Here is a 24,833-nt window from a genome sequence, read left to right as displayed (position 1 = left end):
TTCGTCCTATAACCGACTCGGCCCGCGTCCGCCATTTCGGGCAACGCGGGTCAAGGTGCAGAATTTAGAGGAAAGAACCGAGAAGGTTCGGTTCTCCCGAGGAGGCCGCTCATGACCGCTCGCACCCCTGATGCCGAGCCGCTGCTGACCCCGGCAGAGGTTGCCACGATGTTCCGCGTGGACCCGAAGACGGTCACCCGCTGGGCGAAGGCAGGCAAGCTCACGTCCATCCGAACCCTCGGTGGACATCGCCGGTACCGCGAGGCTGAGGTCCGCGCACTGCTTGCGGGTATCCCGCAGCAGCGCAGCGAGGCCTGAAAGCCCCGTTGAAACGGGCGTATTCGGGACCCCCATCCCGGTAAGCCCACCCATAGCTCCACATGACGGGCTCTGCCCCAACAGACTTCGTCATCGATCGCGCTGGACTCCGCCGGGTCCAGCGCGATCTTTTTGTGCGCTTCTTCGGGGGCCGGCATCTCCCCTGCACAGGGCGCTCCCGGAGGGTGCGGGAGACGCTTCCGGGGCAGTGCAATGGCACATATTAAATTGGTCGGTTGTAGGGAGGGGTTAAGGAGGGGGGTTCTGAAAACCCATGCGGTGACTCCCGTCACACTGCACGACTCTTGCCAACTCCCCGCCCCACGCCCCCGGAACGGGCCACAACCGGGCCCGGTGTCACATGTCGGGGGTGCCTCCGCCTTCCGCGCCGACGGGTGTCGCGGGCAGCTCGGGAGCCTCGGAGGCCCGTCGGGCCCCGGACCCCTCGGATGTCTCGGCGGTCTCGGGCGGCCCGGACGCCACGGACGGGCGGAGGCCGGCGGGTTCGTTGTCCGCCGACGGCTCCATGGCGAGCCTCAGGAGGCGATGACAGATGGGGCAGTTACGGGTGCGGTGCCGATAGCCGGAAGCCGCCGCCAGATGGGCTCGCAGAAGTGCCCTCGTCTCGTGCCGCCTCGCCGTGGACGCCGCCATGCACGTCACCTCCGGTGTGTGCCGTCCCCGCCCGCCCCGCCTGCCCCGTCCGCCTTGTTCGGGCGACGGGCCGGCAACAGGCCCCTAGTCAGTGGGTACCGGCGGCGGATGGCGTCGTCAAGACGGCGAGAACGACGAAGGCCCCGCACCGTGATGGTGCGGGGCCTTCGTCGTCTGTGCGGTCCTGACGGGATTTGAACCCGCGGCCTCCACCTTGACAGGGTGGCGAGCACTCCAAACTGCTCCACAGGACCAGGTTTTGCAGCTCCGAATCGTGCGCTGTGCTGCGAGAAGAGACTCTACAGCAGGCCGGGCCCGCCGGTCGAACTCACCGTGAGCGACGGCCTTGTCACGGCGGTCGCCACGGGCTTCGTCAGGGCGATCGCCCCAGGGTTCGTCACGGCGCGGCCGCGTCGATCGCCTTCACGATCCGCTTGTCGGAGACCGGGTACGCGGTGCCCAGGGCATGGGCGAAGTAGCTCACCCGCAGCTCCTCGATCATCCAGCGGATGTCCAGGACCTCCTGCGGCACCGGCCGCCCCTGGGGCAGCTGCTCCAGGAGCCACGCGTACTCGTCCTGCATGTCGTGGACCTTCTCCATGCGCGTGGTGTCGCGCTGCACCGACGTCGGCATCTGCTGGAGCCTGCGGTCCACGGCGACCAGATACCGCATCAGGTCCGGAAGGCGGCGCAGACCGGTGAGGGTCACGAAGCCCGCCGGCATCAGGGCTGCCAGCTGGGTCCGTACGTCCTGGACATTGGCGACGAGGGTGAGGCTCCTGGTGTCCTTCAGCCGGCGCTCGCACGCCTGCCATGCGGCCAGGATCTGCTGCACCTGGCCCACCGTCCGTACGGTCGCGTCCACGAGGTCGGCACGCACCTTGTCGTAGAGCTTCCGGTACGACTCCTCGTCCCACGCCGGTCCGCCGTGGTCCGCGACCAGCTTGTCCGCGGCGGCGGTGGCGCAGTCGTCGAACAGGGCCTGCACCGAACCGTGCGGATTGCCCGACAGAGCGAGCTTCTGCTGGTTGCTCAGCTTGTCCGAAGCGAACTTGGCGGGGTTGACCGGGATGTTGAGCAGGATCAGCTTCCGCGTCCCCCGCCACATGGCCTGCTGCTGCTCCGCCTCGGTGTCGAAGAGGCGTACGGCGACGCTGTCCCCCTCGTCGACGAGCGCGGGATACGCCTTCACCGGCTGGCCCGCCCGCCGGGTCTCGAAGACCTTCGTCAGCGTCCCGATCGTCCAGTCCGTCAGACCGGTGCGCTCCAGGGACTCGCCCGAGCCCGAGGGGCCCGCCGTGGCGGCCGCTGCCGCCTTGGACAGCGCCTGCCGGGCCTTCGGCTTCAGCTGGAGCTTCAGCGCCTCCAGGTCCTTGTCCTCGGCGAGCTTGCGGCGCCGCTCGTCGACGATGCGGAACGTGATCTTCAAGTGGTCCGGGACCCTGGTGAGATCGAAGTCCTCGGCGCCGACCGGCACGCCCACCATGCGCTTCAGCTCACGCGCCAGCGTCACGGGCAGCGGCTCCTGAAGGGGCACGGCCCTCTCCAGGAACGCCTTCGCGTAGTTCGGCGCGGGTACGTAGTGGCGGCGGACCGGCTTCGGCAGGGAGCGGATCAGCTCGATGACGACCTCTTCGCGCAGGCCCGGGATCTGCCAGTCGAAGCCCTCGTCCGTGACCTGGTTGAGCACCTGGAGGGGGATGTGGACGGTCACACCGTCCGCGTCGGCCCCGGGCTCGAACTGGTACGTCACCCGGAACTTCAGCGGGCCCTGCCGCCAGGAGTCCGGATAGTCGTCCTTCGTGACCCCGGCGGCCTTCTCGTTGATGAGCATCTCGCGCTCGAAGTCGAGGAGTTCGGGCTCCTCGCGCTTCTTGTGCTTCCACCACGAGTCGAAGTGCGCGCCCGACACCACGTGTTCGGGGATGCGCTGGTCGTAGAAGTCGAACAGCGTCTCGTCGTCCACGAGGATGTCGCGCCGGCGGGCCCGGTGCTCCAGCTCCTCGACCTCGGTCAGCAGCTTGCGGTTGTCCGCGAAGAACTTGTGGTGCGTGCGCCAGTCGCCCTCGACCAGGGCGTTGCGGATGAACAGGTCGCGGGAGGTCTCCGGATCGATGCGCCCGTAGTTGACCTTCCGCTGGGCGACGATCGGCACGCCGTACAGGGTGACCTTCTCGAAGGCCATCACCGCCGCCTGGTCCTTCTCCCAGTGCGGCTCGCTGTAGGTGCGCTTGAGCAGATGCTGCGCGAGCGGCTCGATCCACTCCGGTTCGACCTTGGCGTTGACCCGCGCCCACAGCCGGGACGTCTCCACCAGCTCGGCGGACATCACGAACCGCGGCGGCTTCTTGAACAGCGCCGAGCCGGGGAAGACCGCGAACTTGGCGCCGCGCGCGCCCAGGTACTCGTTCTTGTTGTCGGTGTCCTTCAGGCCGATGTGCGAGAGCAGGCCGGCGAGCAGCGAGATGTGGACGCTGGTCTCGGGCGCGTCGTCCTCGTTCACCTGGACGCCCATGGACTTGGTGACCTGGCGCAGCTGGGCGTAGATGTCCTGCCATTCGCGGATGCGCAGGAAGTTCAGGTACTCCTGCTTGCACATCCGGCGGAAGCTGGAGGAGCCGCGCTCCTTCTGCTGCTCGCGGACGTAGCGCCAGAGATTGAGGAAGGCGAGGAAGTCGGACGTCTCGTCCTTGAAGCGTGCGTGCTGCTGATCGGCCTGCGTCTGCTTCTCGGCGGGGCGCTCGCGCGGGTCCTGGATGGAGAGCGCCGCCGCGATCACCATGACCTCGCGTACGCAGCCGTTCTTCTCGGCCTCGACGACCATCCGGGCCAGCCGCGGGTCCACGGGCAGCTGCGAGAGCTTGCGGCCGAGCTGGGTCAGCTTCTTCTTGGGGTCCTTCTGCGCCGGGTCGAACGCGCCCAGCTCCTGGAGGAGCTGCACACCGTCGCGGATGTTGCGGTGGTCCGGCGGGTCGATGAAGGGGAACTTCTCGATGTCCCCGAGGCCGGCGGCGGTCATCTGGAGGATGACGGAGGCCAGGTTGGTCCGCAGGATCTCGGCGTCCGTGAACTCGGGACGGGACTCGAAGTCGTCCTCGGAGTACAGCCGGATGCAGATGCCGTCGGAGGTACGGCCGCAACGGCCCTTGCGCTGGTTGGCGCTGGCCTGGCTGACCGCCTCGATCGGCAGCCGCTGGACCTTGGTGCGATGGCTGTAGCGGGAGATACGGGCGGTGCCCGGGTCGATCACGTACTTGATGCCCGGGACGGTCAGCGAGGTCTCGGCGACGTTCGTGGCGAGCACGATCCGGCGGCCGGTGTGCGGCTGGAAGACGCGGTGCTGCTCGGCGTGCGAGAGCCGCGCGTACAGGGGGAGCACCTCGGTGAATCGGTACTGCTTCTTGTTGAGCGCGTCCGCGGTGTCGCGGATCTCCCGCTCGCCGGAGAGGAAGACCAGGATGTCGCCCTTGCCCTCGCCCTGAAGCTCCTCGACGGCGTCCGTGATCGCGGTGATCTGGTCGCGGTCGCTGTCGTCGCCCTCTTCCTCGAGAAGGGGCCGGTAGCGCACCTCGACCGGGTACGTACGCCCGCTGACCTCGACGATCGGCGCGTCCCCGAAGTGACGCGAGAAGCGCTCGGGATCGATGGTCGCGGAGGTGATGACGACTTTGAGGTCGGGGCGCTTGGGCAGCAGCTGGGCCAGATAGCCGAGCAGGAAGTCGATGTTGAGGGACCGCTCGTGGGCCTCGTCGATGATGATCGTGTCGTAGGCGCGCAGCTCGCGGTCCGTCTGGATCTCCGCGAGGAGGATGCCGTCCGTCATCAGCTTGACGAAGGTGTTGCCGCTGACCTGGTCCGTGAAGCGGACCTTCCAGCCGACCGCCTCGCCGAGCGGGGTGTTCAGTTCCTCGGCGACCCGTTCCGCGACCGTCCGGGCGGCGATCCGTCTCGGCTGCGTATGGCCGATCATGCCGCGCACGCCCCGGCCGAGCTCCATACAGATCTTGGGGATCTGCGTCGTCTTTCCCGAACCGGTCTCGCCCGCGACGATCACGACCTGGTGGTCCCGTATCGCCTCCAGGATCTCGTCCCGCTTCTGGCTGACGGGCAGCTGCTCGGGATACGTGATCGCGGGCACGCGCTCCGCGCGCCGGGCGGTGCGGGCAGCGGACTGCTCGGCCTCGGCGGCGATCTCGTCCAGCACGGCCTGCCGCGCCTCGGGCTTACGGATGCGGCGGGCGCCTTCGAGACGACGTCCCAGCCGGTGGGCGTCGCGCAGCGATGCCCCGGCCAGGAGGGTCTGAAGGTCGGCGAAGGAAGTAGACATACGGATCCCAGGATCGCACCCCCGGGAAAGCACTGGCGAACGCATTTCGCCCACAAGCTGGTGCAGTATGGAGCAGATCCGTTCACCTCCCCACGAAGGGCCGCGCGTTCATGCCCATCGGCCGCCACCGCCGGTACCGCTCCGCGGTGACCGCGACCGCGCTGCTGGGCATGCTGTTCGCGCTGCTGCTGTGCTCCCCGTCGTACGCGAACCCCACCGACGACGTGATCGTTATGACGGCGCAGGGGCAGCCGCCCGGCTGCGGCGAGGGGGCGCCGGACGGGGACCGGGGCGCGCACCCCGCGACCCCGCCGCGTGGTTCGGCGGCGTACGAACTACTGCCCGCGCCGTATGCCGCGCCCTGCTTCACCGGGCCCGCCCCGAGCGCCGCGCCCCTGGCCATCACCCCCGACCGGGCCCCGCCGCCACCCGCACCGCCCACCCCGGTGGACTTGTCCGTCCTGCGCGTCTAGAAGGCGACGGGCCGCTCGCGCGTGTCCGTTCACGGCGTCCTTCTCGCTGTTCCTTCTCGCTCAGGAGTACCGAACCACCATGCCTTCCTCCCTCTCCGCCCGGTCGTCCCGGCCGTCCGGCACGACCGTCGCCATCGCCGCGGGTGTGCTCGTCGCCGCCCTGCTGCTGGGCTTCGCCTCGTACAGCGCGACCCGGCCTCAGACGCCGTCGAAGTCCGGCCCCGCCGCCGAGGTGTCCGCCGAACCGGGCGCCGGCACCTATCCCGAACTGGTGAAACTCGCCCGCCGCGACGCCGGTGACCCCCTCGCCCTGGGCCGCACGGACGCGCCCGTCGTGATGGTCGAGTACGCCGACTTCAAGTGCGGCTACTGCGGCAAGTTCGCCCGCGACACCGAACCGGCGCTGGTGAAGAAGTACGTCGACGCGGGCGTCCTGCGCATCGAGTGGCGCAACTTCCCGATCTTCGGCGCGGAGTCCGAGTCCGCCGCCCGCGCCGCCTGGGCGGCCGGACAGCAGGGCCGGTTCTGGCAGTTCCACGCCGCCGCGTACGCCGAGGGCGCCAAGGAGAAGGGCTTCACCGGCGACCGGCTGGAGGCGCTGGCGCGCGAGGCCGGGGTGAAGGACCTCGCCCGCTTCGGCCGCGACGTGGACAGCGCCGCCGCGAAGAAGGCGGTCAAGAAGGACCAGGACGAGGCATACGGTCTCGGCGCCACCTCGACGCCGTCCTTCCTGATCAACGGCCGGCCGATCGCGGGCGCGCAGTCGGAGCGGACGTTCACCGAGGCGGTCGACGCGGCGGCGAAGGCCGCCCGATGACCGACCTCGGCTATCTGGCCGCCTTCCTCGGCGGCCTGCTCGCTCTGGTGAGTCCGTGCAGCGCCCTGCTGCTCCCGGCGTTCTTCGCGTACTCCCTCGACTCCGCCGGCAGGCTGCTCGCGCGCACCGCGATCTTCTACGCGGGCCTGGCGACCACCCTCGTCCCGCTCGGCGCCGCCGGCTCCCTCGCGGGCCGCTTCTTCTACGGCAACCGCGATCTGCTGGTCACCACCGGCGGCTGGCTGATCATCGTGCTGGGCATCGCCCAGATCCTCGGCCTCGGATTCGCCTCCCGCCGGATGGCCGCGCTCTCGGGCCGCATCCGCCCGACGACGGCCCTCCCGGTCTACGCCCTGGGCCTGGTCTACGGCCTCGCCGGCTTCTGCGCGGGCCCGATCCTCGGCAGCGTGCTGACGGTGTCGGCCCTCAGCGGCAGCCCGGCCTACGGCGGACTGCTGCTCGCGGTCTACGCCGCGGGCATGGCGGTCCCCCTGTTCCTGCTCGCCCTGCTGTGGGACCGCTACGACCTGGGCGGCAGACGCTGGCTCCGCGGCCGCGCACTGACCATCGGCCGCCTGCATCTGCACACCACCTCGCTGGCGTCGGGCCTGTTCTTCGTCGTCCTCGGCACCCTGTTCCTGATCTTCGACGGCGCGACGGCCCTGCCCGGCCTGCTCTCGGTCGACGACTCGTTCGCCGCGGAACAGTGGGCGGGCGACGTGGGCCGTGCGGTCCCGGACTGGGCCCTGCTGATCGCGGTGGTCGCGATCGCGGCGGTGGTGCTGGGGGTACGGGGGTGGCGGAGGCGGGAGGAGGCGTAGGGGAACGACGAAGGCCCCGATCCGGGGATCGGGGCCTTCGGGTGGTGGCTGGGGCCGGGGTCGAACCGGCGACCTATCGCTTTTCAGGCGATCGCTCGTACCAACTGAGCTACCCAGCCACGCGATCACTCGCGTGACCACAGCGGTCCTGACGGGATTTGAACCCGCGGCCTCCACCTTGACAGGGTGGCGAGCACTCCAAACTGCTCCACAGGACCAAGCAATGTGCGAGACAAGTCTCGCACAGGGTGATGCGTGCCCCCAACGGGATTCGAACCCGTGCTACCGCCTTGAAAGGGCGGCGTCCTGGGCCACTAGACGATGAGGGCTAAAGGCCCGCCTGGGCGCCTCTCAGCGCGTCGGGGACGTGAGAAGCATATGGGATGCAGGGAGGTATCGCCAAAACGGTTTAGGGGGTCGCCGAGGGGGAGGGGGAGGAGACGCTCGGGGAGGGCACCGCGCCCGGCTGGTTGTCCTCCGGGAGATGGCGGCTGACCTCGGCCGTCGTCAGTCCCAGGCCGCCCAGCGTGATCTCGTCCCACGCCTGGAGCTTCCTCGTGGAGCGGTCCAGATAGAGCACCGACGCCCGCACCTTCTCCGGCTTCTCGTTCTGCACGGCCCGCAGGCCGCCGCCGCCCGTCGAGCCCTCGATCTTCAGCCGGGTGCCCAGCTTCATCACCTCCGTCTGGCGGCGGTGGACATGGCCGGCCAGGACGAGCGGGACCGTGCCGTCGGTCTGGCGGGCCGCGACCGGGTTGTGGGCGACCGCGATGTCCACCGGGGTGCCCGCGCGCTCCTGGTCGCGCAGGGCGGAGGCGAGGCGGATGCCCGTCATGCGTTCGGCCGGGTCGCCCTGGGCGACGACCGAGCGGTCCGGGGTGAACTGCGGGTCCCCGCTGCCCGCGATCCGGACCCCGGCGACCGTGACCGCCTTGCCGTTGTCGAGGACGTGGACGTTCTTCATCCGGGACAGGTACGCCTGCGTGACGTCGGAGTCGTGGTTTCCGCGGACCCACACATAGGGGGCGCCGAGATCCCGGATGGGGTCCAGGAAACCGTTCTCGGCCGCTGTTCCGTGGTCCATCGTGTCGCCGGAGTCGATGATCACGTCGATGCCGTACTGCTCCACGAGCGAGCTGATGATGTGCCACGACGCCGGGTTGAGATGGATGTCCGAGACATGCAGCACCCGCATGCTCAACGGGTCCGGCTGGTACGTGGGCAGGGTCGACGTCGCGTCGTACAGCTTGGTCACGTTGGTGACCAGCCGCGCCAACTCTTGCTGGTAGACGTCGAATTCGGTGACGATCGAGCGGGCGTTGCCGACCAGCGAGGGGGCGCTGGAGAGCAGCCCGGAGAACTTCGGCTCCAGGACGGACTTCGGGTTCCAGGTGGCGTACGCGGAGACACCGGAGGCCGCCAGCAGCGCCAGGGCCAGGCCGCCGGCGGCGAGGGCGCGGCGCGGGCGGCGGTAGACGGCGAGGCCGAGTGCGGTGGCGCCGGAGACGACGGCGACGCAGGAGCGCACGGCCAGTTCGGTGGTGCCGTCGGCCACGTCGCGGGCCACCTCGTCCTGGAGACCGGCGAGCCGCTCGGGGTGTTCGACCAGTGCCTGGGAACGGGCCGGGTCGAGCTGGTCCACGTCCACGTCCAGGCGGATGGGTGCCACATGGGAGTCGAGTTCCAGTGCGCCCAACGGCGAGACGTTGATCTTCGTGCCGCCGGTCAGGTCGGGGCGCAGCGTCATGCTCGTGTTCATCGGCCCGACCGGGGTGCGGACGCTGCCGACGATCAGCAGGCCGAGCCAGGCGCCGAACAGCACGACGACGGTCAGTCCCAGTGCGCGGGCCCACGGGTGCGGCGTATGGACGAGGGCGCTGGTCGGTTCGGTGTGGCGGGAGCGATAGAGGCGTTGCAGCCGTGTCGTCGCGGCTCGGACCGGTTCCGGGACCTTGCGTGCCATTGGGCGCGTATGCCCAGTGGTGCGGGGCGTCATGCCGGGCCGGCCGGGCGTACGGGGAGGGCTCGGAGGCACACGGGCAGGCGGAGCGGCCCGGCCCGGGGCGACCGGCCGGACGGCGTACGTGACAATGGCCACGTGCTGGAGATGACGCGCGAGGAGTTCGAGGAACTGGTCGCCGAGGCCCTGGACAGGATCCCGCCGGAGCTGACGCGGCTGATGGACAACGTCGCGGTGTTCGTCGAGGACGAGCCGCCCGCGGACGACCCCGAGTTGCTCGGGCTGTACGAGGGGACGCCGCTCACCGACCGCGGCGAGTGGTACGCGGGGGTGCTGCCGGACCGGATCACGATCTACCGGGGGCCCACACTGCGGATCAGCGAGACCCGGCAGGACGTGGTCGAGGAGACCGAGATCACCGTCGTGCACGAGATCGCGCACCACTTCGGCATCGACGACGAGCGGCTGCACGCGCTGGGGTACGGGTGAGCGAGGACCCGCCCTCCGGGGCGCGAGGCGCCGATGCGGGAGACGCCGATGCGACGTCCGGTACGCCTGACGCGTCCGCCGAGGCGATCGACCCGGATGTCGACCTGCACGTGCCCGAGCAGCGCGCGGAGACCGCGCGGGGCCACCGTCTTCCCGTCCTCCTGGCCATCTCCGCGGGCGGAGTGGCCGGGGCGCTCGCCCGCCACGCGGTGAACCGGCAGTGGCCCGCGGCCGACGGCACCTTCCCGTGGGCCACGTTCTGGATCAACGTGCTGGGGTCCGCACTGATCGGCGTCCTGATGGCGCTGATCGCCGAGGGCGGCCGGCGCGCCCATCCGCTGGTCCGGCCGTTCGTCGGAGTCGGGGTGCTCGGCGGTTTCACCACCTTCTCGACGTACGCCCTGGACCTCCGGAACCTCCTGGAACGCGAGGAGGCCGGGCTCGCGCTCGCCTACGCCGGCGGCACCGTGGCCGGCTGCCTCGGCGCCGTGTGGCTCGCCGCGGTGACGACCAGGGCGGCAGCGGCCAGGGCTGCCGCGAGCAGAGCGGTGCCGAAGTGACCTGGCTGCTGGTGGCCCTCGGCGCGGCGGTCGGCGCACCGCTGCGCTATCTGACGGACCGTGCGGTGCAGGCCCGAAGCGACTCGCTGTTCCCGTGGGGCACCTTCGTCGTCAACGCCGCCGGCAGCCTGGTGCTGGGCGCGGTCGCGGGCGCGTCGGTCTCCTCGGGCACCTACGCCTTGCTGGGTACGGGCCTGTGCGGGGCGCTCACGACGTATTCGACCTTCTCCTACGAGACGCTGCGGCTGGCCGAACGCGGCCGGGGGTTCCTCGCCGTGGCGAACGTCGGCGCATCGGTGCTGGTGGGGCTCGGATCGGTGTTCCTGGGCGCGGAGTTGGCGCGCGCCTGGGCGACCTAGGGGGCGACCCGGGACCGCACCACACGGCACCGGACCGCCGGGACGGGTCGTGTACTTGTCAGGCGTCGGGGCGTGTCCCTTGTGGGGCACAGGGAGTTGGGCACGGAAACCGTGCCCTGTGTCCCGGAGGTGCCCCTCGTGCGCCAGTTGTCCGCCCCCCGCCGTCTGGCTGTCGCCATGGTCACCTCGCTGGCCGTCGCAGCCTCGGCCGGCTGTATGAGCGTGAGCGACGATCCGGACGGCAAACCGGCGCCCGGCAAGTCATCCCACCGCCCCGGTGCGGTGGCCGAACCGGACGGCGGGGACGGGGTGTCCGGAGGCCGTCACGCCGACGGCGGACGGAACGGTTCCGGCAAGGCCGGCGACAAGGGCGACGGCCCGGACGCCCCGCCCAGCGCCAGCGGTACGGCCGCGCCCTCGGCGCAGCCCCCGCGCGGCGGTCAGCAGCCCCGGCCGCCCAAAGGGCCCGACCCGACACGAGGCGGATCGTCTCCTTCCGTGCAGCCGTCGCAGCCGCAGCCCCCGGTCGAGCCGTCCGAGCCGCCGCCGGTCGACCCGCCCACCCTGCCGCCGAGCGAGCCCACCGACGTGCCGTCGGCGTCGTCCGCGCCCGAGGTGCACGCCGGTGCGATGCGGCTGGTCGACGGACAGGGCACACTGGAGGTACCCACCGCATCACCGCAGATGGGGCCGATGTAACGGGGGTCACCCCCCGGCGGTTTGCCTTGGGCGGGGGAGGGTGCGTATGGTGGTAGATCGTTTGATCCCATTGCCCGGCGCCGAAAAAGAAGAGCGCCGCGTGGCGCGTACTCTCCCTAGCCGTGGCTGACCGCATCGAGGCGGTCGAATTGCGAATCACGGAGTTTGGGCGCGTGCCGAGACTCCGGAAGGTTTCGCATTTCGCATGTCCACTTTCAGTACTGATCACGCCGTCATGCCCGAGAACGAGTCGGCCGAGGCCGTTGTCGAGACCGTCGAGGTCTCCGACGCCCCCCAGGCCGCGGACGTCTCCGAGGCTCCCTCGACCCCCGAGGTGACGTTCTCCGACCTCGGTCTGCCCGAGGGCGTCGTCCGCAAGCTCGCGCAGAACGGTGTCACCACCCCCTTCCCGATCCAGGCCGCGACCATTCCGGACGCCCTGGCCGGCAAGGACATCCTCGGCCGTGGCCGCACCGGCTCCGGCAAGACCCTCTCCTTCGGTCTTCCGCTGCTCGCGACGCTGGCCGGCGGCCACACCGACAAGAAGAAGCCCCGCGGCGTCATCCTCACCCCGACCCGTGAGCTCGCGATGCAGGTCGCGGACGCCCTCCAGCCGTACGGCGATGTGCTCGGCCTCAAGATGAAGGTCGTCTGCGGCGGTACGTCCATGGGCAACCAGATCTACGCGCTCGAGCGCGGTGTCGACGTCCTCGTCGCCACCCCGGGCCGACTGCGCGACATCATCAACCGCGGTGCCTGCTCGCTGGAGAACATCCAGGTCGCCGTCCTCGACGAGGCCGACCAGATGTCCGACCTGGGCTTCCTGCCCGAGGTCACCGAGCTGTTCGACCAGATCCCGGCCGGCGGTCAGCGGATGCTCTTCTCCGCGACCATGGAGAACGAGATCGGCACCCTCGTGCGCCGCTACCTCGTCGACCCGGTCAGCCACGAGGTCGACAGCGCCCAGGGCAACGTCACGACCATGACGCACCACGTCCTCGTCGTGAAGCCGAAGGACAAGGCGCCCGTCACCGCGGCGATCGCCGCCCGCAAGGGCCGCACCATCATCTTCGTCCGCACCCAGCTGGGCGCCGACCGCATCGCCGAGCAGCTGTGCGACTCGGGCGTGAAGGCCGACGCGCTCCACGGCGGTATGACGCAGGGCGCGCGTACCCGGGTGCTGGAGGACTTCAAGAAGGGCTACGTCAACGCGCTCGTCGCGACCGACGTCGCCGCCCGCGGCATCCACGTCGACGGCATCGACCTGGTCCTGAACGTGGACCCGGCCGGCGACCACAAGGACTACCTGCACCGCTCGGGCCGTACCGCCCGCGCCGGCAAGTCCGGCACGGTCGTGTCGCTGTCGCTGCCGCACCAGCGCCGCCAGATCTTCCGTCTCATGGAGGACGCGGGCGTCGACGCCTCGCGCCACATCGTGGGCGGAGCGGGCGCGTTCGACCCCGAGGTCGCCGAGATCACCGGTGCGCGTTCGCTCACCGAGGTCCAGGCCGACTCCGCGAACAACGCCGCCAAGCAGGCCGAGCGCGAGGCCGCCGACCTGACGAAGCAGCTGGAGCGCGTGCAGCGCCGCGCGGTGGAGCTCCGCGAGGAGGCCGACCGCCTGGTGGCGCGTGCGGCCCGTGAGCGGGGCGACGACCCGGAGACGGCGATCGCCGAGGTGGCCGAGGCCGCCACGGCGGAGGTCGAGGCCGCTGTGGCCGCGGCCGCCGTGCCGGAGCAGACCGAACGCCGCGACGACCGTGGCAACTTCGAGCGTCGTGGCAACGACCGCCGTGACGACCGCGGTGGCTTCAACCGCGACCGTCGCGACGACCGCGGTGGCGACCGTGGCGGCTTCAACCGCGACCGCGGTGGCGACCGTGGCGGCCGTTCCTTCGAGCGTCGTGACGACCGTGGCGGCTTCCGCCGTGACAGCAACGACCGTCCGTCCGGTGGCTTCCGCCGCGACGACCGCCCCTCCGGCGGCTTCAACCGTGACGACCGCGGTGGCGACCGTGGTGGCCGTTCCTTCGAGCGTCGTGACGACCGTGGCGGCTTCCGCCGTGACAGCAACGACCGTCCGTCCGGTGGCTTCCGCCGTGACGACCGCCCCTCCGGCGGCTTCCGTCGCGACAACGAGCGCCGTGACGACCGCCCCTCCGGTGGCTTCCGTCGCGACGACCGTCCCTCCGGCCACCGCGGCAGCGACCGCCCGTTCAACCGTGACCGCCGCGACGACCGCCCCTCCAGCGGCTACCGCGCCGGCTCGGCGGACCGCCCGTACGGCCGCCGTGACGACCACCGCGGCGGCACCGGCACCGGCACGAACACCGGTTCCTTCGGTCGCCGTGACGACAAGCCGCGCTGGAAGCGCAACGGCTGATCCGCCTCCCGGCTCTTGAGCCGGACCCGCTGAACGCTGACAGGGCCCGCACGACACTTCGGTGCCGTGCGGGCCCTGACGCGTTGGGGGGGCGAGGCGCCTCCCGAGGGGGCTGCGCCGAGTGGCACGGCCCACCTCACTGACTCGTGGCACCTCCCAGGAAGAGCGCGACAAGCCGTTGATCGGATACCCGATCGGCTCACGAGTCAGCTCGGGCTATGCTCGGGGTGTCCTGCCGAGGGCCGTTAGCTCAATTGGCAGAGCAGCGGACTTTTAATCCGTTGGTTGTGGGTTCGAGTCCCACACGGCCTACCACCCGGCCGACCGGTCTCCGGTCGGCCACCACCCGAGCGCCCGGACCGGTTCCCCGGCCGGGCGCTTCCGCGTCCGCGGAGGTGGGCACCGGCTTTCCGCCCTCCCCGCCCGTGTCCTACGAGGCCACGTAATCCCCTGTCACCAGCCGGTGGATCAGCGTCACCGGGCTGCCGTCCGGAGTCGTCGCGCAGATCTCGAAGCGCAGGTGCTTGCCCGCCGGGACGTCCACGTTGTGCAGGAACTGGTGGGTCCCCGCACCCCACTTGGTGAGGTCGCCGTAGCCCGAGGGCGACGAGCCGTCCGGGTTGGTGGCGTAGAAGCGGCCGTCCAGGCGGGTGCCCTGCGGGGCGTCGCCGATGGTGAGTTGGACGTAGAGCGGGCCGATCAGTGTGCGGGGGCCGGCGTGGATGACCGCGTCCCGGAAGGCGAGGCCCACCCAGGAGCCGGACGGCAGTTCGACGTCGAAGGCGTTCGACTCGTGCAGTTTGGCGATGGGCATGTCGTCCTCCTCGGGCGGGCTGGGGTTCGCGGCCTCGGCGACGATGCCGGGGAAGACCACCTCACGGAACTGGGTCACCCGGGCGTTGCCGGGGCAGATCGTGCCGCCGACCGCCCATTCCTCGTGCAGCCGGTGGTAGCCGTAGCCGGGGTCGTCGTGGGTGCGGCAGATCCGCAGCGGGATGCCGTGGTGGTGGTGCAGCCAGGCCCCCAACCGGATCAGCCGGTCGACCTGTTCGTCCGTCCACCGGTCGGTGGCACTGGTGTTGCTCGCGGTCTCGATGGAGACCGCGCCGGTCCCGTCGGGGCGCCGGTTGGCCTGATAGTTGGCGTCGGCCCGGGTCTCCGTGCCGATGAACTGGCCGAGGTCGCCGGCGTAACCGAGCCCGAAGTGGGACTCGAGATTCGTAGACTGCCAGTACTCATAGATTCGCTGCGCGTTCCACGGCGCCGCGACGCTGTGGATGATGAATTGCGTCGGCCGGATGGCGGGCTGCTGATCACTCTCTGGCTGAAGCTCCAGCTTCCTCGCGAACGGGCACCAGGCCATCAGGGTGCCTCCTTCTGGTCCAGGAACGTCTTCATGGGGGAAATGACGGCATGGACGGACCGACCTGCACCATCGAGGGGTGCGGCCGCCCAGTGCGCGTGCGCTCTCGGGGGTGGTGCTCCATGCATTACCAGCGGTGGCAGCGCCACGGAGAACCCGGCCCCGGGACCGCGCATCGCCTTCACGGCAGCACGGCGATGGACGCCAGACGGTGCGAGTTTCCCGATTGCACCCGGACATACATCAGCAAGGGGCTGTGTGCGAGCCACAACTGGCAGCGGAATACAGGGCGTGAGCTGACTCCGCTGCTGGACCGGCGGGAGGCCAAGCCCCACGACCGGAACCAGCGGGGCGAGAAGCAGTGCCGCACCTGCCTTCTCTGGCTTGCACCGGACATGTTCAACCGGAACGCCGGTGCCAGGGACGGGCTGCAAGGGAACTGCCGAAGCTGTGGGCGGGACGCGCAGCGCAAGACGCTGTACCGGCTGCCTCCTGACCGCTACGCAGAGATGCTGGCAAGCCAAGGAGGCGTCTGCGCCATCTGCAAGCGGGCCGGTGACACTCGGTTCGGTCTGTCCGTCGACCACGATCACGGCTGCTGTCCAGATGCTGCAGGGTCCTGCGGACAGTGCATCCGCGGCTTGGTGTGCACGGCGTGCAACCACGGACTCGGGAAGTTCCGTGACAGCCCGGAACTCCTGCGCGCCGCAGCGGCGTACCTGGAGGCAAGCACCTCCCGGTAGCCGTTGGGGAACGATCTTCGCCGGTGTGCGGCGACTGCTGGGGGGTCGGACTCCCCGTCACCGAGCGGCACCCGTTCGCACGCCCGCCCGTACTCGTACACCCGCTTCGCCGTCCAGGGCGCCGCGATGCTGTGCAGGATGAACTGCGTTGGCCGGATGGCGGGTTGACTGTCGGACTCGGGCTGAAGTTCGTACTTCGTGGCGTTCGGATACCAGGCCATGCGTCCCCCAATCAGGTCGATGCGTGGGCTCTCACGCCGGTGGACCCTTAGAGGATCTCGGGGGGAGCGGGCCCAGGGATGGTCCAGAACACGCCATAGTCGGCCCGAGTCCTCGTACAGGAGCGCTGTTTCGCCGCTGCGGGGCATCGGTGAGGTCGTCGGTGCGGGTCATCCGGGAGCCGCCCCCGTGACCCCGCGTCCCCTCGGCCGTTGTCCCGGCATGACCAAGACACAGCGCATCCTCGCCGCCGTTGCCCTCGCCGCCGGCGCCACCGCGATGGCCGCCTCCGGTGCCCACGCCTCGGGACACACCGCCGAGCAGGCGGGTTCCGGAGCCCCGTCCCTGAACCAGCTCGACCAGCTCAGCGAGCTGGGACAGCTCACCGGAGTCGTCGCCCCCGTGACCGGTGTCCTGGGCGCCGTCCAGTAACACCGGGGCTCCGGGCGGCACGAGGCGGCTCGCTCGGTGCCGTACGCCCGGCCAGGCGCCCGGCCGGGTGGTCCCGAAAAGATTTCCCGGGATTCCTCCGCGAGGTGTCGAGAACCCTTCACCGGCTCCGACGTCCCCTGTGAGAGTTGCCCACGAGGGTGACCGCGCACCGAGGGAGCGAGTCATGAAGTATCTGGTGATGGTCCAGGGCACGCAGGCCGACTACGAGGCCATGTCCGGCAAGCCTTCCGCGCAGAGCCCCGCGTGGAGCGAGAAGGACATGCAGGCGATGTTCGCCTTCATGGGAGCGATCAACGACGACCTCGCCGAGTCCGGTGAACTCGTGGACGCGCAGGGGCTCACGGAGCCCGCGCAGACCCGGACGGTGGCCGCCGGCAAGGACGGCCGTCCGGTCGTCACCGACGGGCCCTACGGCGAGACCAAGGAGGTCCTCGCCGGGTACTGGGTCCTGGACTGCGAGAGCCTCGAGCGGGTCACCGAGATCGCGGCACGCGTCGCTCAGTGCCCGGCTCCCGAGGGAACGACCGAGTACCCCGTCGTCATCCGGCCCATCCAGGACGCCGCCGGAGGCGAATGTTGAGCCGTACGACCGCTGTCGAGGACCTGCTGCGCCTGCACGCGCCGCAGGTCCTCGGCGCGTTGGTACGCCGTTACGGGCACTTCGACCTGGCCGAGGACGCGGTGCAGGAGGCCCTTCTCGCGGCCGCCGAGCAGTGGCCGGACGCGGGTATCCCGGACAACCCCCGCGGCTGGCTGATCAGGGTCGCCTCGCGCCGGCTGACGGACCAGCTGCGCAGCGAGGAGGCCCGGCGTCGCCGCGAGGAGACGGTCGCGACCCTCACGCCCCGCGACGCATTCACCGTCCCCGCGCCCGGGGAGAGCCGTGCGCCCGCCGAGGACGACACCCTCACTCTCCTCTTTCTCTGCTGCCATCCCGAGCTCACGCCGGCCGCCCAGATCGCCCTGACGCTGCGAGCCGTGGGCGGTCTGAACACCGCGGAGATCGCCCGCGCGCATCTGGTGCCGGAGGCGACGATGGCGCAGCGGATCAGCCGGGCCAAGCAGAAGGTCAGGGGTCTGCCGTTCCGACAGCCGGGCCCAGAGGACCGCGACCGGCGGCTCGCCGCCGTGCTTCAGGTCCTGTACCTGATTTTCAACGAGGGCTACACGGCGACGTCCGGGCGGGCGCTGCACCGCGCCGATCTGGCTCGTGAGGCGATCCGGCTCACCCGGGCCATACGCCGTCTGCTGCCGCAGGAGGGCGCCGTCACCGGTCTGCTGGCGCTGATGCTGCTCACCGACGCCCGCAGCTCCGCGCGGACCGGGCCGGACGGTGAGTTGATCCCGCTCGACGAGCAGGACCGCACCCTCTGGGACCGGGCGGCGATCGACGAGGGATCGGCCCTGGTGGAAGAGGCCCTGGGGCAGGGCCCGGCGGGGGTCTACCAGCTTCAGGCGGCGATCGCGGCGCTGCACGACGAGGCAGTGAACGCTGAGGACACCGACTGGCCGCAGATCCTCGCGCTGTACGACCTGGTCGTACGGCAGGCTCCGGAGCCGATGGCCGAGCTCGGGCGGGCCGTCGCCGTCGCGATGGTGCACGGGCCCGAGGCCGGGCTCGCGCAGCTCGACGGGCTGGAGGACCGGCTGGCGGGCCACCACCGGCTGGACGCCGTACGCGCGCATCTGCTGGAGAAGGCGGGGGATGTCGAGGGCGCACGCGCCGCCTACCAGCTGGCCGCCCAGCGCACGCTGAGCATCCCCGAGGCGCGCTATCTCCGGGCGCGGGCGTCGCGTCTGCTGCCCTGAGCCGCGCCGATCTCCGGGCGCGGGCGTCGCGTCTGCTGCCCTGAGCCGCGCCGATCTCCGGGCGCTGGCGTTCCGGCTGTTGCCCTGAGCCCCGCCCCCTGCCCGGAGGACCGCCACCGGCTCGGGCGCTCCCGAAAACGCCGCTTGACCTTTACGCAGCGTCAAGATTTAGCGTCGGAGTCATGGAGTGGTCGATCCAGGAGATTGCCCGGCGCGCCGGGACGACGAGCCGCACGCTGCGGCACTACGGCGAGCTCGGTCTGCTCGAACCCACCCGGGTGGGCAGCAACGGCTATCGCTACTACGGCCCGGACGCGCTCGTACGGCTGCAGCGGATCCTGCTGCTCCGCGAGCTCGGTCTCGGCCTGCCCGCGATCGCCGAGGTGCTGGAGGGGCAACGCGACACGGGCGCCGCGCTGCGGGCTCATCTGCGCCTCCTGGAGCAGGAACGCGAACGCATCGGGCGGCAGATCGCCTCGGTGCGGACCACTCTCCACAAGACCGAGAGAGGGGAAGAACTCATGGCCGAGGAAGTGTTCGACGGCTTCGACCACACGCAGTACGAACAGGAGGTGACCGAGCGCTGGGGCCGGGACGCGTACGAGAAGGGCGACCGCTGGTGGCGCTCACTGAGCGACGAGGACAAGCGCGCCTTCCAGGACGAGCAGGTCTCCATCGCCCGGGCCTTCGCCCAGGCGCTCCGGGACGGCCGGTCCGCCGACAGCGACGAGGTGCAGGCGATCGCCGCGCGGCAGTACGCATGGCTGTCGACGACCACGACGCCGTCGAAGTCGTACTTCATCGGTCTCGGCGAGATGTACGTCGCGGACCCGCGCTTCACCGCCGCGTACGACCGGCACGGCGAGGGGACGGCCGTCCTGGTCCGGGATGCGATGAAGGTGTACGGGGAACGGCACCTGACCGACGAGTGATCACCGCGGTGCCCGCTCGACGGCCTCCCGCCGCTGCTCAGCGGCTGGTGAGCGGTCGGTGAGCGGCCGGTCAGGGGCCGGTCAGGGGGTCGGCAACGCCCTCGCCAGCTCCTCGTCGGTCGCGGGGCGGGCGGCGGCGAGGGTGCTGCGCAGCCGTTCCACGTCCAGGCCGGGGGCCGTGCGCGCCCGCAGCAGCAGGGTGCCGCGGCGCTGGACCACGTAGTGGGACACCGTGCCGTCGACGTGGCGCTGCTTGACGACGGTGAAGCCGTCCCCGGCGTCGAGGCAGACGATCTGTCCGGGGAGTTCCTCGGGGCATCCCGCGTCGGGCCGTGCGGTGACCTCGTAGTCGAAGCCGGGGACGGAGCCGGGACGGCCGCCGGCGCTGTAGTGGAGACGGAAGTCCGCGTCGAGCCGGCCGCTGCCCGGTTCCGTCTCGAAGCCGCCGGGGGGATCGATGACCAGCAGCTGGGCCCGGGGGAAGGGGCTGTTCGCCAGGGCGCCCGCCAGCCTGTCGTCCTGCGCGCCGGGCTGGAGTACACAAGCGGCTATGCCGACCGCGGGCGCCACCAGCGCGGCGGCGGCCCGGGCGAGCGGGCCGAGCCTTCGGCGCACGATCGGGCGGACGATCGACGGACGCATGTTCGTCGGCACGGACTGTTTCCCCCTCATGCGCGAGATGGTGACCCACCGGAAAGGTGAGCGACAGAGCCGGGGCGCCCTCAATTGGAGTTGATCTTGCTCCGGATGGCGTAGAGTGGTGTTCACCGACGCGGGGTGGAGCAGCTCGGTAGCTCGCTGGGCTCATAACCCAGAGGTCGCAGGTTCAAATCCTGTCCCCGCTACTGACACAGCGGCCCGGCACTCGTCTCGAGTGCCGGGCCGCTGTTGTTTCTCCGTCTGTGGGCCCGCGTTTCGCCCGGTTGGCCGATGGAGAGTCGCTCAGCGGCGCGGCTCCGGACAGCCTGGGTAGGGCGCGGTACCGTCCGCAGCCGTGGGCGGACCGGGGAGGAGAGCACCGTTGGCGCAGTTCCAGCAGAGTCGTGTGTACGGCGCCCGCCGCTTCCTCCGTGCCCTCCCCACCCTGATGATCATCGGTGGGCTGGTCTTCGACCTGGCGACCCCGGCGCAGTTCACGGCCGTGCCGATGTTCGCCGCCGCTCCGCTGGTCGCCGCTCCGTTCTTCTCCTGGCTCACCACGCTGGTGACGGGCATCACGGCGACCCTCGCGGTGCTCGGGCTGCACTTCTACAACCGCACCGTCGACGAGGTCACGGCATACACCGAGGTCTTCACGCTCATCACCGTCTCCGGGCTCGCGCTGCTCATCAACACCGTCGTCAGACGCAGCGGTGAGCGTCTCGCCTCCGCCCGGGTCATCGCCGAGACCGCGCAGCGTGCCGTGCTGCCCACGCCCGCCGACCGGATCGGCGGGCTGCACGTCGCGGCACGGTACGAGGCCGCGCTCGCCGACGCGTTCATCGGCGGCGACCTGTTCGCCGTGCAGGAGACGCCCTTCGGGGTGCGGCTGGTGGTCGGCGATGTGCGGGGCAAGGGGTTGGAGGCCGTCGAGGCGGTGGCCGTCGTCATCGGCGCGTTCCGGGAGGCGGCCGAGCAGGAGAGCTCCCTGGAGGGCGTCGCGCAGCGCCTCGAGCGGGCGCTGGCGCGCGAGGGCACGCGCCGGGACAGCCTGGACGCGGTCGAGGGCTTCACCACCGCCGTACTGGGAGAGATCCCGCGCGGTGCCGGAATCGTCCGGCTGGTGAACCGCGGCCACCCGGAACCGATCCTGCTGCACGCCGACGGCGACCTGGAATTCCTGGCGCCGTCGAGGGCCGCGCTGCCGCTCGGCATGGGCGATCTGGAGGTCTGGCCGGACCAGGCGGTGGAGTATCCGCTGCCGACGGGAGCGACCCTGCTGCTCTACACGGACGGTGTCAGCGAGGCGCGCAACGCGGCCGGTGAGTTCTACGATCCCGGCGCGCGGCTCTCGGGGCGGCTCTTCCCCGGGCCCGACGAACTGCTCGACGCGCTCGTCGACGACGTGCGCCGGTACACCGGAGGTGGTTCGAAGGACGACATGGCACTGCTGGCGGTCGCCCGGCCCGCGGAGGGGCAGCCGGAGCGCCGCAGGACGGTGAAGGTCGTGCCGCCCGCGTGAGGGGCGTCGGCACCTCGGGGCCGGCTGGGACGTCTCGCCGTACGAGGCTGTGTGCGTGGGGGTGGGGTCGGGTACGCCGTGACGATTCTGGCCTCGTTCGCCTGAGCCGGTGGGTGTGCCGAAGACCGTGTTGGTGGGTTGGTTCGGCTTGAGCCGGGTGGGTGCGCCGAGACGTGTCGGTGGGCTTGCCCGGATGAGCTGTGTGGCGGTCGCAGCCCTTCGCGGAACCGAGCGGACGTCTTGCCCGCCCGGTCCGCTCTGGTGGCTGGGCACGCTGCGTAGTGGGAAGATCCCCCTCCGCATACCATGTGACGACCCGTCAGTAATGTTCCGCGGCCCGAAGGGCGATCAAGTCGCCCGAATCCGGCTGCTTGTGTCCCGATTGGTCCCGTGGGAAGTCGTTAACGATCACCCGGAACAGCTTGGAATACGGTCCTCGCGTCTATTAACGTTCGATAACGCAGCGCGGTCGTCCCAGCCGTCGTCAGGACGGCGCCGTGCGCGTGCGCCGAATTCCGCAAGGGAACCGGGGAACCAATCCTTGGGGTGAATCGGGCACCTTCCACCGCGACTTCCGCGGCGGGTGGCGCTCGTAGGAGACCTTCCTGCTCCGAACCCGTCAGCTAACCCGGTAGGCGAGAAGGAAGGAAAGGAGCACGCCTCAGTGGCGTCCAACAGGCCTGCCCCAGAAGCACCCTTCGCCAATGACTTCTTCGGTGCGGAGGGCGCGGAGCGGTCCCTCGAAGAGTGGAACCCCACCGAGGACTCCGTCCGTCCGGTGCGCGGTCGGCACCGTGTCGCCAAGCAGCGCGGCGGACTTGCCCGTAGCTCCACCGTGCTCGGCGTCGGCGTGATCGCCGCGGTCGGCGCGGGCGGCATCGCGACGGCGCAGGACAAACCCGCGGTCTCCATATCCCTTCCCGACGCGCTCTCGGACAATCTGCCCGACGCCAAGTCCCTTCCCGGCGTCGGTTCTTTCATGTCCGACGACTCCTCGGACGTCGTGGACGAGGCGGCCACGTACTCGGCGATGGGCATCGCCTACGCCGACACCGCTTCCGACACCGACCAGGGCGGTGCCGGCGAGGCGCTGCGCTCCCGCATCCTCCAGCAGGCCGAGCAGCAGCAGGCCAAGGCTGAGGAGTCGGCCAGGGCGGCGGCCGCGAAGGCCGCGGCGGACAAGGCCGAGGCCGCGGCGAAGAAGAAGGCGGAAGAGGTGGCCGCGAAGGCCGCCGCCGCGAAGAAGAAGGCAGAGGACGAGGCGAAGGCCAAGGCGGAGGCAGAGCGTCTCGCGCAGCTGGCCAAGAGCTACTCGCTCCCCACCTCCTCGTACACGATCACCTCCACGTACGGCGAGTCCGGCTCCCTGTGGTCCTCCGGCCAGCACACCGGCCTGGACTTCGCCGCCCCGACGGGTACGCCGGTCAAGGCCGTGCACAACGGCACCGTGAAGTCGGCGGGCTGGTCCGGCTCGTACGGCTACCGCATCGTTCTCGAACTCGAGGACGGCACCGAGGTCTGGTACGCGCACCTGTCGTCGATGACCGCGAGCGCCGGCCAGAAGGTCGCGACCGGCGAGACGATCGGCCGCGTCGGCGCCACGGGCAACGTGACGGGCGCGCACCTGCACCTCGAGGTCCACACCGCCGGCGGCTCGGGCATCGACCCGATGGCCTGGCTGCGGGACAAGGGCCTGACTCCCTGATCCTGCGGGACAGTTCCCGCGCATCTCGATCCCCGGCAGTCCTGGCGCTCACCCCCCGACGCCAGGACTGCCGGTTTTTGCTGCGCCCGGTTCTCCCGGGAGCGGGCAGGACGCGGTCGCCCACCGGTGCGCGGTCAGGTCCGGTACGGGTTGTACGCGCCGTAGTCGCGGTGCGGAGGCGGCACACGCACCCGCCCGGTGGCCCGTGCCGCGTACGTCAGCGCCGGTGCGGCCACGTCCCTGCGCTGCCACAGGTGATGCAGCAGCTCCTGCTCGCGCTCCACGAAGTCCGGGTCCGCCGCGCCCCGGTGGGCCCGATGGCGCAGAAACGCCAGCGAGGTCGCGAAATGCTGGTACTCCGACACCGCGTGCGCCGCGGTCGGCCCGTGCATACGCCGCGCGACGTCCCGCGCGAGGGTGCGCGCCCGCATCGACGAGAGGGCGGGCGGCTGGTCCGCCGACAGCCATCCGGCCGCGGCGTAGGCCGGCAACTCGGTGGCTATCGTCCGCAGTTCCCGCTGCCGGCTCCATATCGTGAGCCAGGTCAGCAGCCCGAAGACGGGCACCATGAACGCCCCGTACACGAGATAGAAGCCCCACGGGCCGAACAGGGACGTCGAGCCGTTCCACAGCGCGTGCATGCCCATCGCCAGCGCCAGACCGAGCAGCGGCAGGACGATGCGCCGGACCCGCATGCGCCGTGAGGCCAGTGCCGCGACACCGAAGCCGATGCCGGTCAGCACCGTGAAAAGCGGGTGGGCGAACGGGGACATGACGATCCGTACGAAGAACGTCGCCGCGGTCACGGACGCGATCCCGGAGAAGCCCATCTGCTGGTCCTCGCCGAACGCGTTGCCCAGATAGAGGATGTTCTCCGTGAACGCGAAGCCCGTCGCGGTGAACCCGGCGACCACGACCCCATCGACGATCCCGCGGAAGTCCTGTCGGCGGAAACGGAAGATCAGCAGGATCGCCGCGGCCTTCGCACTCTCCTCGACGACCGGCGCGATGACCGTCGCGCCCAGTGTGTCCGCGCCCGTGGGGTCGGCTGTGGCGGTGGCTATCCACTGCGTCGCGAAGGTGTTCGCGATGATCGCCACGAGGGCGGCGGCGAAGGCGCCCCAGGCGAAGGCGAACAGAAGGTTCCGCCAGGGGCCCGGCTCGACCCGGTCCAGCCAGCGGAACGCGGCGGTGAGCAGGGGGACCGGCAGGGTCGCCAGGCCGAGGCCGACCAGGAAACCCTGGGTGCCGGTCTGCTCCCGTACGAGCGACAGGATGACGAGGCCCGACAGGGCGAGGAGCGTGATCAGCACCCCGGCACGGACGGCCTTGCTGTGCCAGAACCGGGAGACACGGCGGGGCTTGTAGCGCCACCGGGCACGCTCCGGCACGGCGGCGAGCAGCTCGTCGACACGCTGCTGCTCGAACGCCGGGACCGCGGGGTGCGGTGGATGGTGCTGCGGGGGCGACGACTCGGACACCCACTGACCCTAACGAGGGACACCGACAACGGGCGACGGTGCGTGGGGTTGGACGCCGGGCCGGCGCCGGGTGCGCGCCGGCCGAGCGGCGGCCCTTGGCCCGGGCG

Annotated in this window: 22 protein-coding genes, 6 tRNA genes and 1 riboswitch; of the genes, 18 read left to right on the top strand and 10 right to left on the bottom strand. The window is 70.7% G+C overall.

All coding sequences use genetic code 11. The features are described 5' to 3' along the window. Positions 1-111: 111 nt before the first annotated feature. On the top strand, positions 112-318 hold the full coding sequence (gene bldC, locus ACFWU3_RS28870; RefSeq protein ID WP_003949541.1) for a developmental transcriptional regulator BldC: 207 nt from the start codon (positions 112-114) through the stop codon (positions 316-318). A gap of 357 nt (positions 319-675) precedes the next feature. On the opposite strand, the gene ACFWU3_RS28865 is transcribed toward bldC, so the two are convergent. The 3 genes from ACFWU3_RS28865 to hrpA all read right to left on the bottom strand — a co-directional run bounded on the left by ACFWU3_RS28865 (position 676) and on the right by hrpA (position 5,299). After that, the gene (locus ACFWU3_RS28865) at positions 676-972 is read right to left on the bottom strand and encodes a DUF6274 family protein (RefSeq protein ID WP_384443557.1); all 297 of its coding nucleotides are present in this window, start codon (positions 970-972) and stop codon (positions 676-678) included. A 179-nt stretch (positions 973-1,151) separates the two neighbouring features. Then, positions 1,152-1,226, bottom strand: a tRNA-Asp gene (locus tag ACFWU3_RS28860). Between the two features lie 143 nt (positions 1,227-1,369). Then, a complete protein-coding gene (gene hrpA, locus ACFWU3_RS28855) occupies positions 1,370-5,299 on the bottom strand; it encodes an ATP-dependent RNA helicase HrpA (protein WP_384443555.1) in 3,930 nt (1,309 codons plus the stop codon). A gap of 110 nt (positions 5,300-5,409) precedes the next feature. Here hrpA and ACFWU3_RS28850 point away from each other — a divergent pair, with 110 nt between their 5' ends. The 3 genes from ACFWU3_RS28850 (at position 5,410) to ACFWU3_RS28840 (ending at position 7,410) form a co-directional block, all read left to right on the top strand. After that, positions 5,410-5,772 carry a hypothetical protein gene (locus ACFWU3_RS28850; protein ID WP_384443553.1) on the top strand — a complete coding sequence of 121 codons (363 nt, stop codon included), beginning with the start codon at positions 5,410-5,412 and terminating at the stop codon, positions 5,770-5,772. Positions 5,773-5,851: 79 nt separating this feature from the next. Then, complete coding sequence (locus tag ACFWU3_RS28845; protein ID WP_384443551.1) at positions 5,852-6,589, top strand: DsbA family protein; 738 nt, start codon at positions 5,852-5,854, stop codon at positions 6,587-6,589. After that, positions 6,586-7,410, top strand: coding sequence for a cytochrome c biogenesis CcdA family protein (locus ACFWU3_RS28840; protein ID WP_384443549.1), 825 nt, complete (start codon positions 6,586-6,588; stop codon positions 7,408-7,410). Before ACFWU3_RS28845 ends, ACFWU3_RS28840 begins: the two co-directional genes overlap by 4 nt. A gap of 42 nt (positions 7,411-7,452) precedes the next feature. Here the strand turns inward: ACFWU3_RS28840 and ACFWU3_RS28835 are convergent. The 4 genes from ACFWU3_RS28835 to ACFWU3_RS28820 form a co-directional block, all read right to left on the bottom strand. After that, a tRNA-Phe gene (locus ACFWU3_RS28835) sits at positions 7,453-7,529 on the bottom strand. 24 nt (positions 7,530-7,553) lie between these two features. Continuing rightward, a tRNA-Asp gene (locus ACFWU3_RS28830) sits at positions 7,554-7,628 on the bottom strand. 38 nt (positions 7,629-7,666) lie between these two features. Continuing rightward, a tRNA-Glu gene (locus ACFWU3_RS28825) sits at positions 7,667-7,739 on the bottom strand. Positions 7,740-7,819: 80 nt separating this feature from the next. Then, on the bottom strand, positions 7,820-9,373 hold the full coding sequence (locus ACFWU3_RS28820; protein WP_384443547.1) for a metallophosphoesterase: 1,554 nt from the start codon (positions 9,371-9,373) through the stop codon (positions 7,820-7,822). Between the two features lie 135 nt (positions 9,374-9,508). Here ACFWU3_RS28820 and ACFWU3_RS28815 point away from each other — a divergent pair, with 135 nt between their 5' ends. From ACFWU3_RS28815 to ACFWU3_RS28790, 6 genes are all read left to right on the top strand, one after another. Further along, positions 9,509-9,859, top strand: coding sequence for a metallopeptidase family protein (locus ACFWU3_RS28815; RefSeq protein WP_313945477.1), 351 nt, complete (start codon positions 9,509-9,511; stop codon positions 9,857-9,859). Next, positions 9,856-10,419, top strand: coding sequence for a fluoride efflux transporter FluC (locus ACFWU3_RS28810; protein ID WP_384443545.1), 564 nt, complete (start codon positions 9,856-9,858; stop codon positions 10,417-10,419). The genes ACFWU3_RS28815 and ACFWU3_RS28810 overlap by 4 nt, the downstream gene beginning before the upstream one ends. Next, complete coding sequence (locus ACFWU3_RS28805; protein ID WP_384443543.1) at positions 10,416-10,778, top strand: fluoride efflux transporter FluC; 363 nt, start codon at positions 10,416-10,418, stop codon at positions 10,776-10,778. Before ACFWU3_RS28810 ends, ACFWU3_RS28805 begins: the two co-directional genes overlap by 4 nt. Before the next feature lie 138 nt (positions 10,779-10,916). Further along, positions 10,917-11,477: a hypothetical protein gene (locus ACFWU3_RS28800; protein ID WP_384443541.1), complete on the top strand. Its 561-nt coding sequence runs from the start codon at positions 10,917-10,919 to the stop codon at positions 11,475-11,477. A 205-nt stretch (positions 11,478-11,682) separates the two neighbouring features. Next, a complete protein-coding gene (locus tag ACFWU3_RS28795) occupies positions 11,683-13,860 on the top strand; it encodes a DEAD/DEAH box helicase (RefSeq protein WP_384443539.1) in 2,178 nt (725 codons plus the stop codon). 239 nt (positions 13,861-14,099) lie between these two features. Continuing rightward, positions 14,100-14,175 (top strand) — tRNA-Lys (locus tag ACFWU3_RS28790). Positions 14,176-14,290: 115 nt separating this feature from the next. Here ACFWU3_RS28790 and ACFWU3_RS28785 read toward each other — a convergent pair. After that, complete coding sequence (locus tag ACFWU3_RS28785) at positions 14,291-15,223, bottom strand: N-acetylmuramoyl-L-alanine amidase (RefSeq protein WP_384443537.1); 933 nt, start codon at positions 15,221-15,223, stop codon at positions 14,291-14,293. Between the two features lie 50 nt (positions 15,224-15,273). Here ACFWU3_RS28785 and ACFWU3_RS28780 point away from each other — a divergent pair, with 50 nt between their 5' ends. From ACFWU3_RS28780 to ACFWU3_RS28760, 5 genes are all read left to right on the top strand, one after another. Continuing rightward, on the top strand, positions 15,274-15,966 hold the full coding sequence (locus ACFWU3_RS28780; RefSeq protein ID WP_384443535.1) for an endonuclease VII domain-containing protein: 693 nt from the start codon (positions 15,274-15,276) through the stop codon (positions 15,964-15,966). A 441-nt stretch (positions 15,967-16,407) separates the two neighbouring features. After that, complete coding sequence (locus tag ACFWU3_RS28775) at positions 16,408-16,617, top strand: hypothetical protein (protein WP_384443533.1); 210 nt, start codon at positions 16,408-16,410, stop codon at positions 16,615-16,617. Positions 16,618-16,801: 184 nt separating this feature from the next. Beyond that, a complete protein-coding gene (locus tag ACFWU3_RS28770) occupies positions 16,802-17,218 on the top strand; it encodes a YciI family protein (protein WP_384443531.1) in 417 nt (138 codons plus the stop codon). Then, the gene (locus ACFWU3_RS28765; RefSeq protein WP_384443529.1) at positions 17,215-18,447 is read left to right on the top strand and encodes an RNA polymerase sigma factor; all 1,233 of its coding nucleotides are present in this window, start codon (positions 17,215-17,217) and stop codon (positions 18,445-18,447) included. The genes ACFWU3_RS28770 and ACFWU3_RS28765 overlap by 4 nt, the downstream gene beginning before the upstream one ends. A gap of 182 nt (positions 18,448-18,629) precedes the next feature. Continuing rightward, positions 18,630-19,379: a MerR family transcriptional regulator gene (locus ACFWU3_RS28760; protein WP_384443527.1), complete on the top strand. Its 750-nt coding sequence runs from the start codon at positions 18,630-18,632 to the stop codon at positions 19,377-19,379. An 81-nt stretch (positions 19,380-19,460) separates the two neighbouring features. Here the strand turns inward: ACFWU3_RS28760 and ACFWU3_RS28755 are convergent, their stop codons facing one another. Then, complete coding sequence (locus ACFWU3_RS28755; RefSeq protein ID WP_384443525.1) at positions 19,461-20,051, bottom strand: hypothetical protein; 591 nt, start codon at positions 20,049-20,051, stop codon at positions 19,461-19,463. Between the two features lie 99 nt (positions 20,052-20,150). Between ACFWU3_RS28755 and ACFWU3_RS28750 the strand changes: the two genes are divergently transcribed. From ACFWU3_RS28750 to ACFWU3_RS28740, 3 genes are all read left to right on the top strand, one after another. Continuing rightward, positions 20,151-20,224: transfer RNA gene (locus tag ACFWU3_RS28750), tRNA-Met, on the top strand. A 176-nt stretch (positions 20,225-20,400) separates the two neighbouring features. Next, positions 20,401-21,540, top strand: a complete 1,140-nt coding sequence (locus tag ACFWU3_RS28745) for a PP2C family protein-serine/threonine phosphatase (protein WP_384443523.1) — start codon at positions 20,401-20,403, stop codon at positions 21,538-21,540. 496 nt (positions 21,541-22,036) lie between these two features. Beyond that, a riboswitch (cyclic di-AMP (ydaO/yuaA leader) is annotated at positions 22,037-22,193 on the top strand. Between the two features lie 11 nt (positions 22,194-22,204). Continuing rightward, complete coding sequence (locus ACFWU3_RS28740; protein ID WP_384443521.1) at positions 22,205-23,245, top strand: M23 family metallopeptidase; 1,041 nt, start codon at positions 22,205-22,207, stop codon at positions 23,243-23,245. Between the two features lie 134 nt (positions 23,246-23,379). On the opposite strand, the gene ACFWU3_RS28735 is transcribed toward ACFWU3_RS28740, so the two are convergent. Next, complete coding sequence (locus ACFWU3_RS28735) at positions 23,380-24,726, bottom strand: PrsW family intramembrane metalloprotease (RefSeq protein ID WP_384443519.1); 1,347 nt, start codon at positions 24,724-24,726, stop codon at positions 23,380-23,382. Positions 24,727-24,833: the final 107 nt, after the last annotated feature.

The organism is Streptomyces sp. NPDC058685 (genome assembly GCF_042714725.1).
GTDB lineage: Bacteria > Actinomycetota > Actinomycetes > Streptomycetales > Streptomycetaceae > Streptomyces.
Note: the sequence above shows the minus strand (reverse complement) of the source record. Positions and strands in the feature narration are given on the sequence as shown.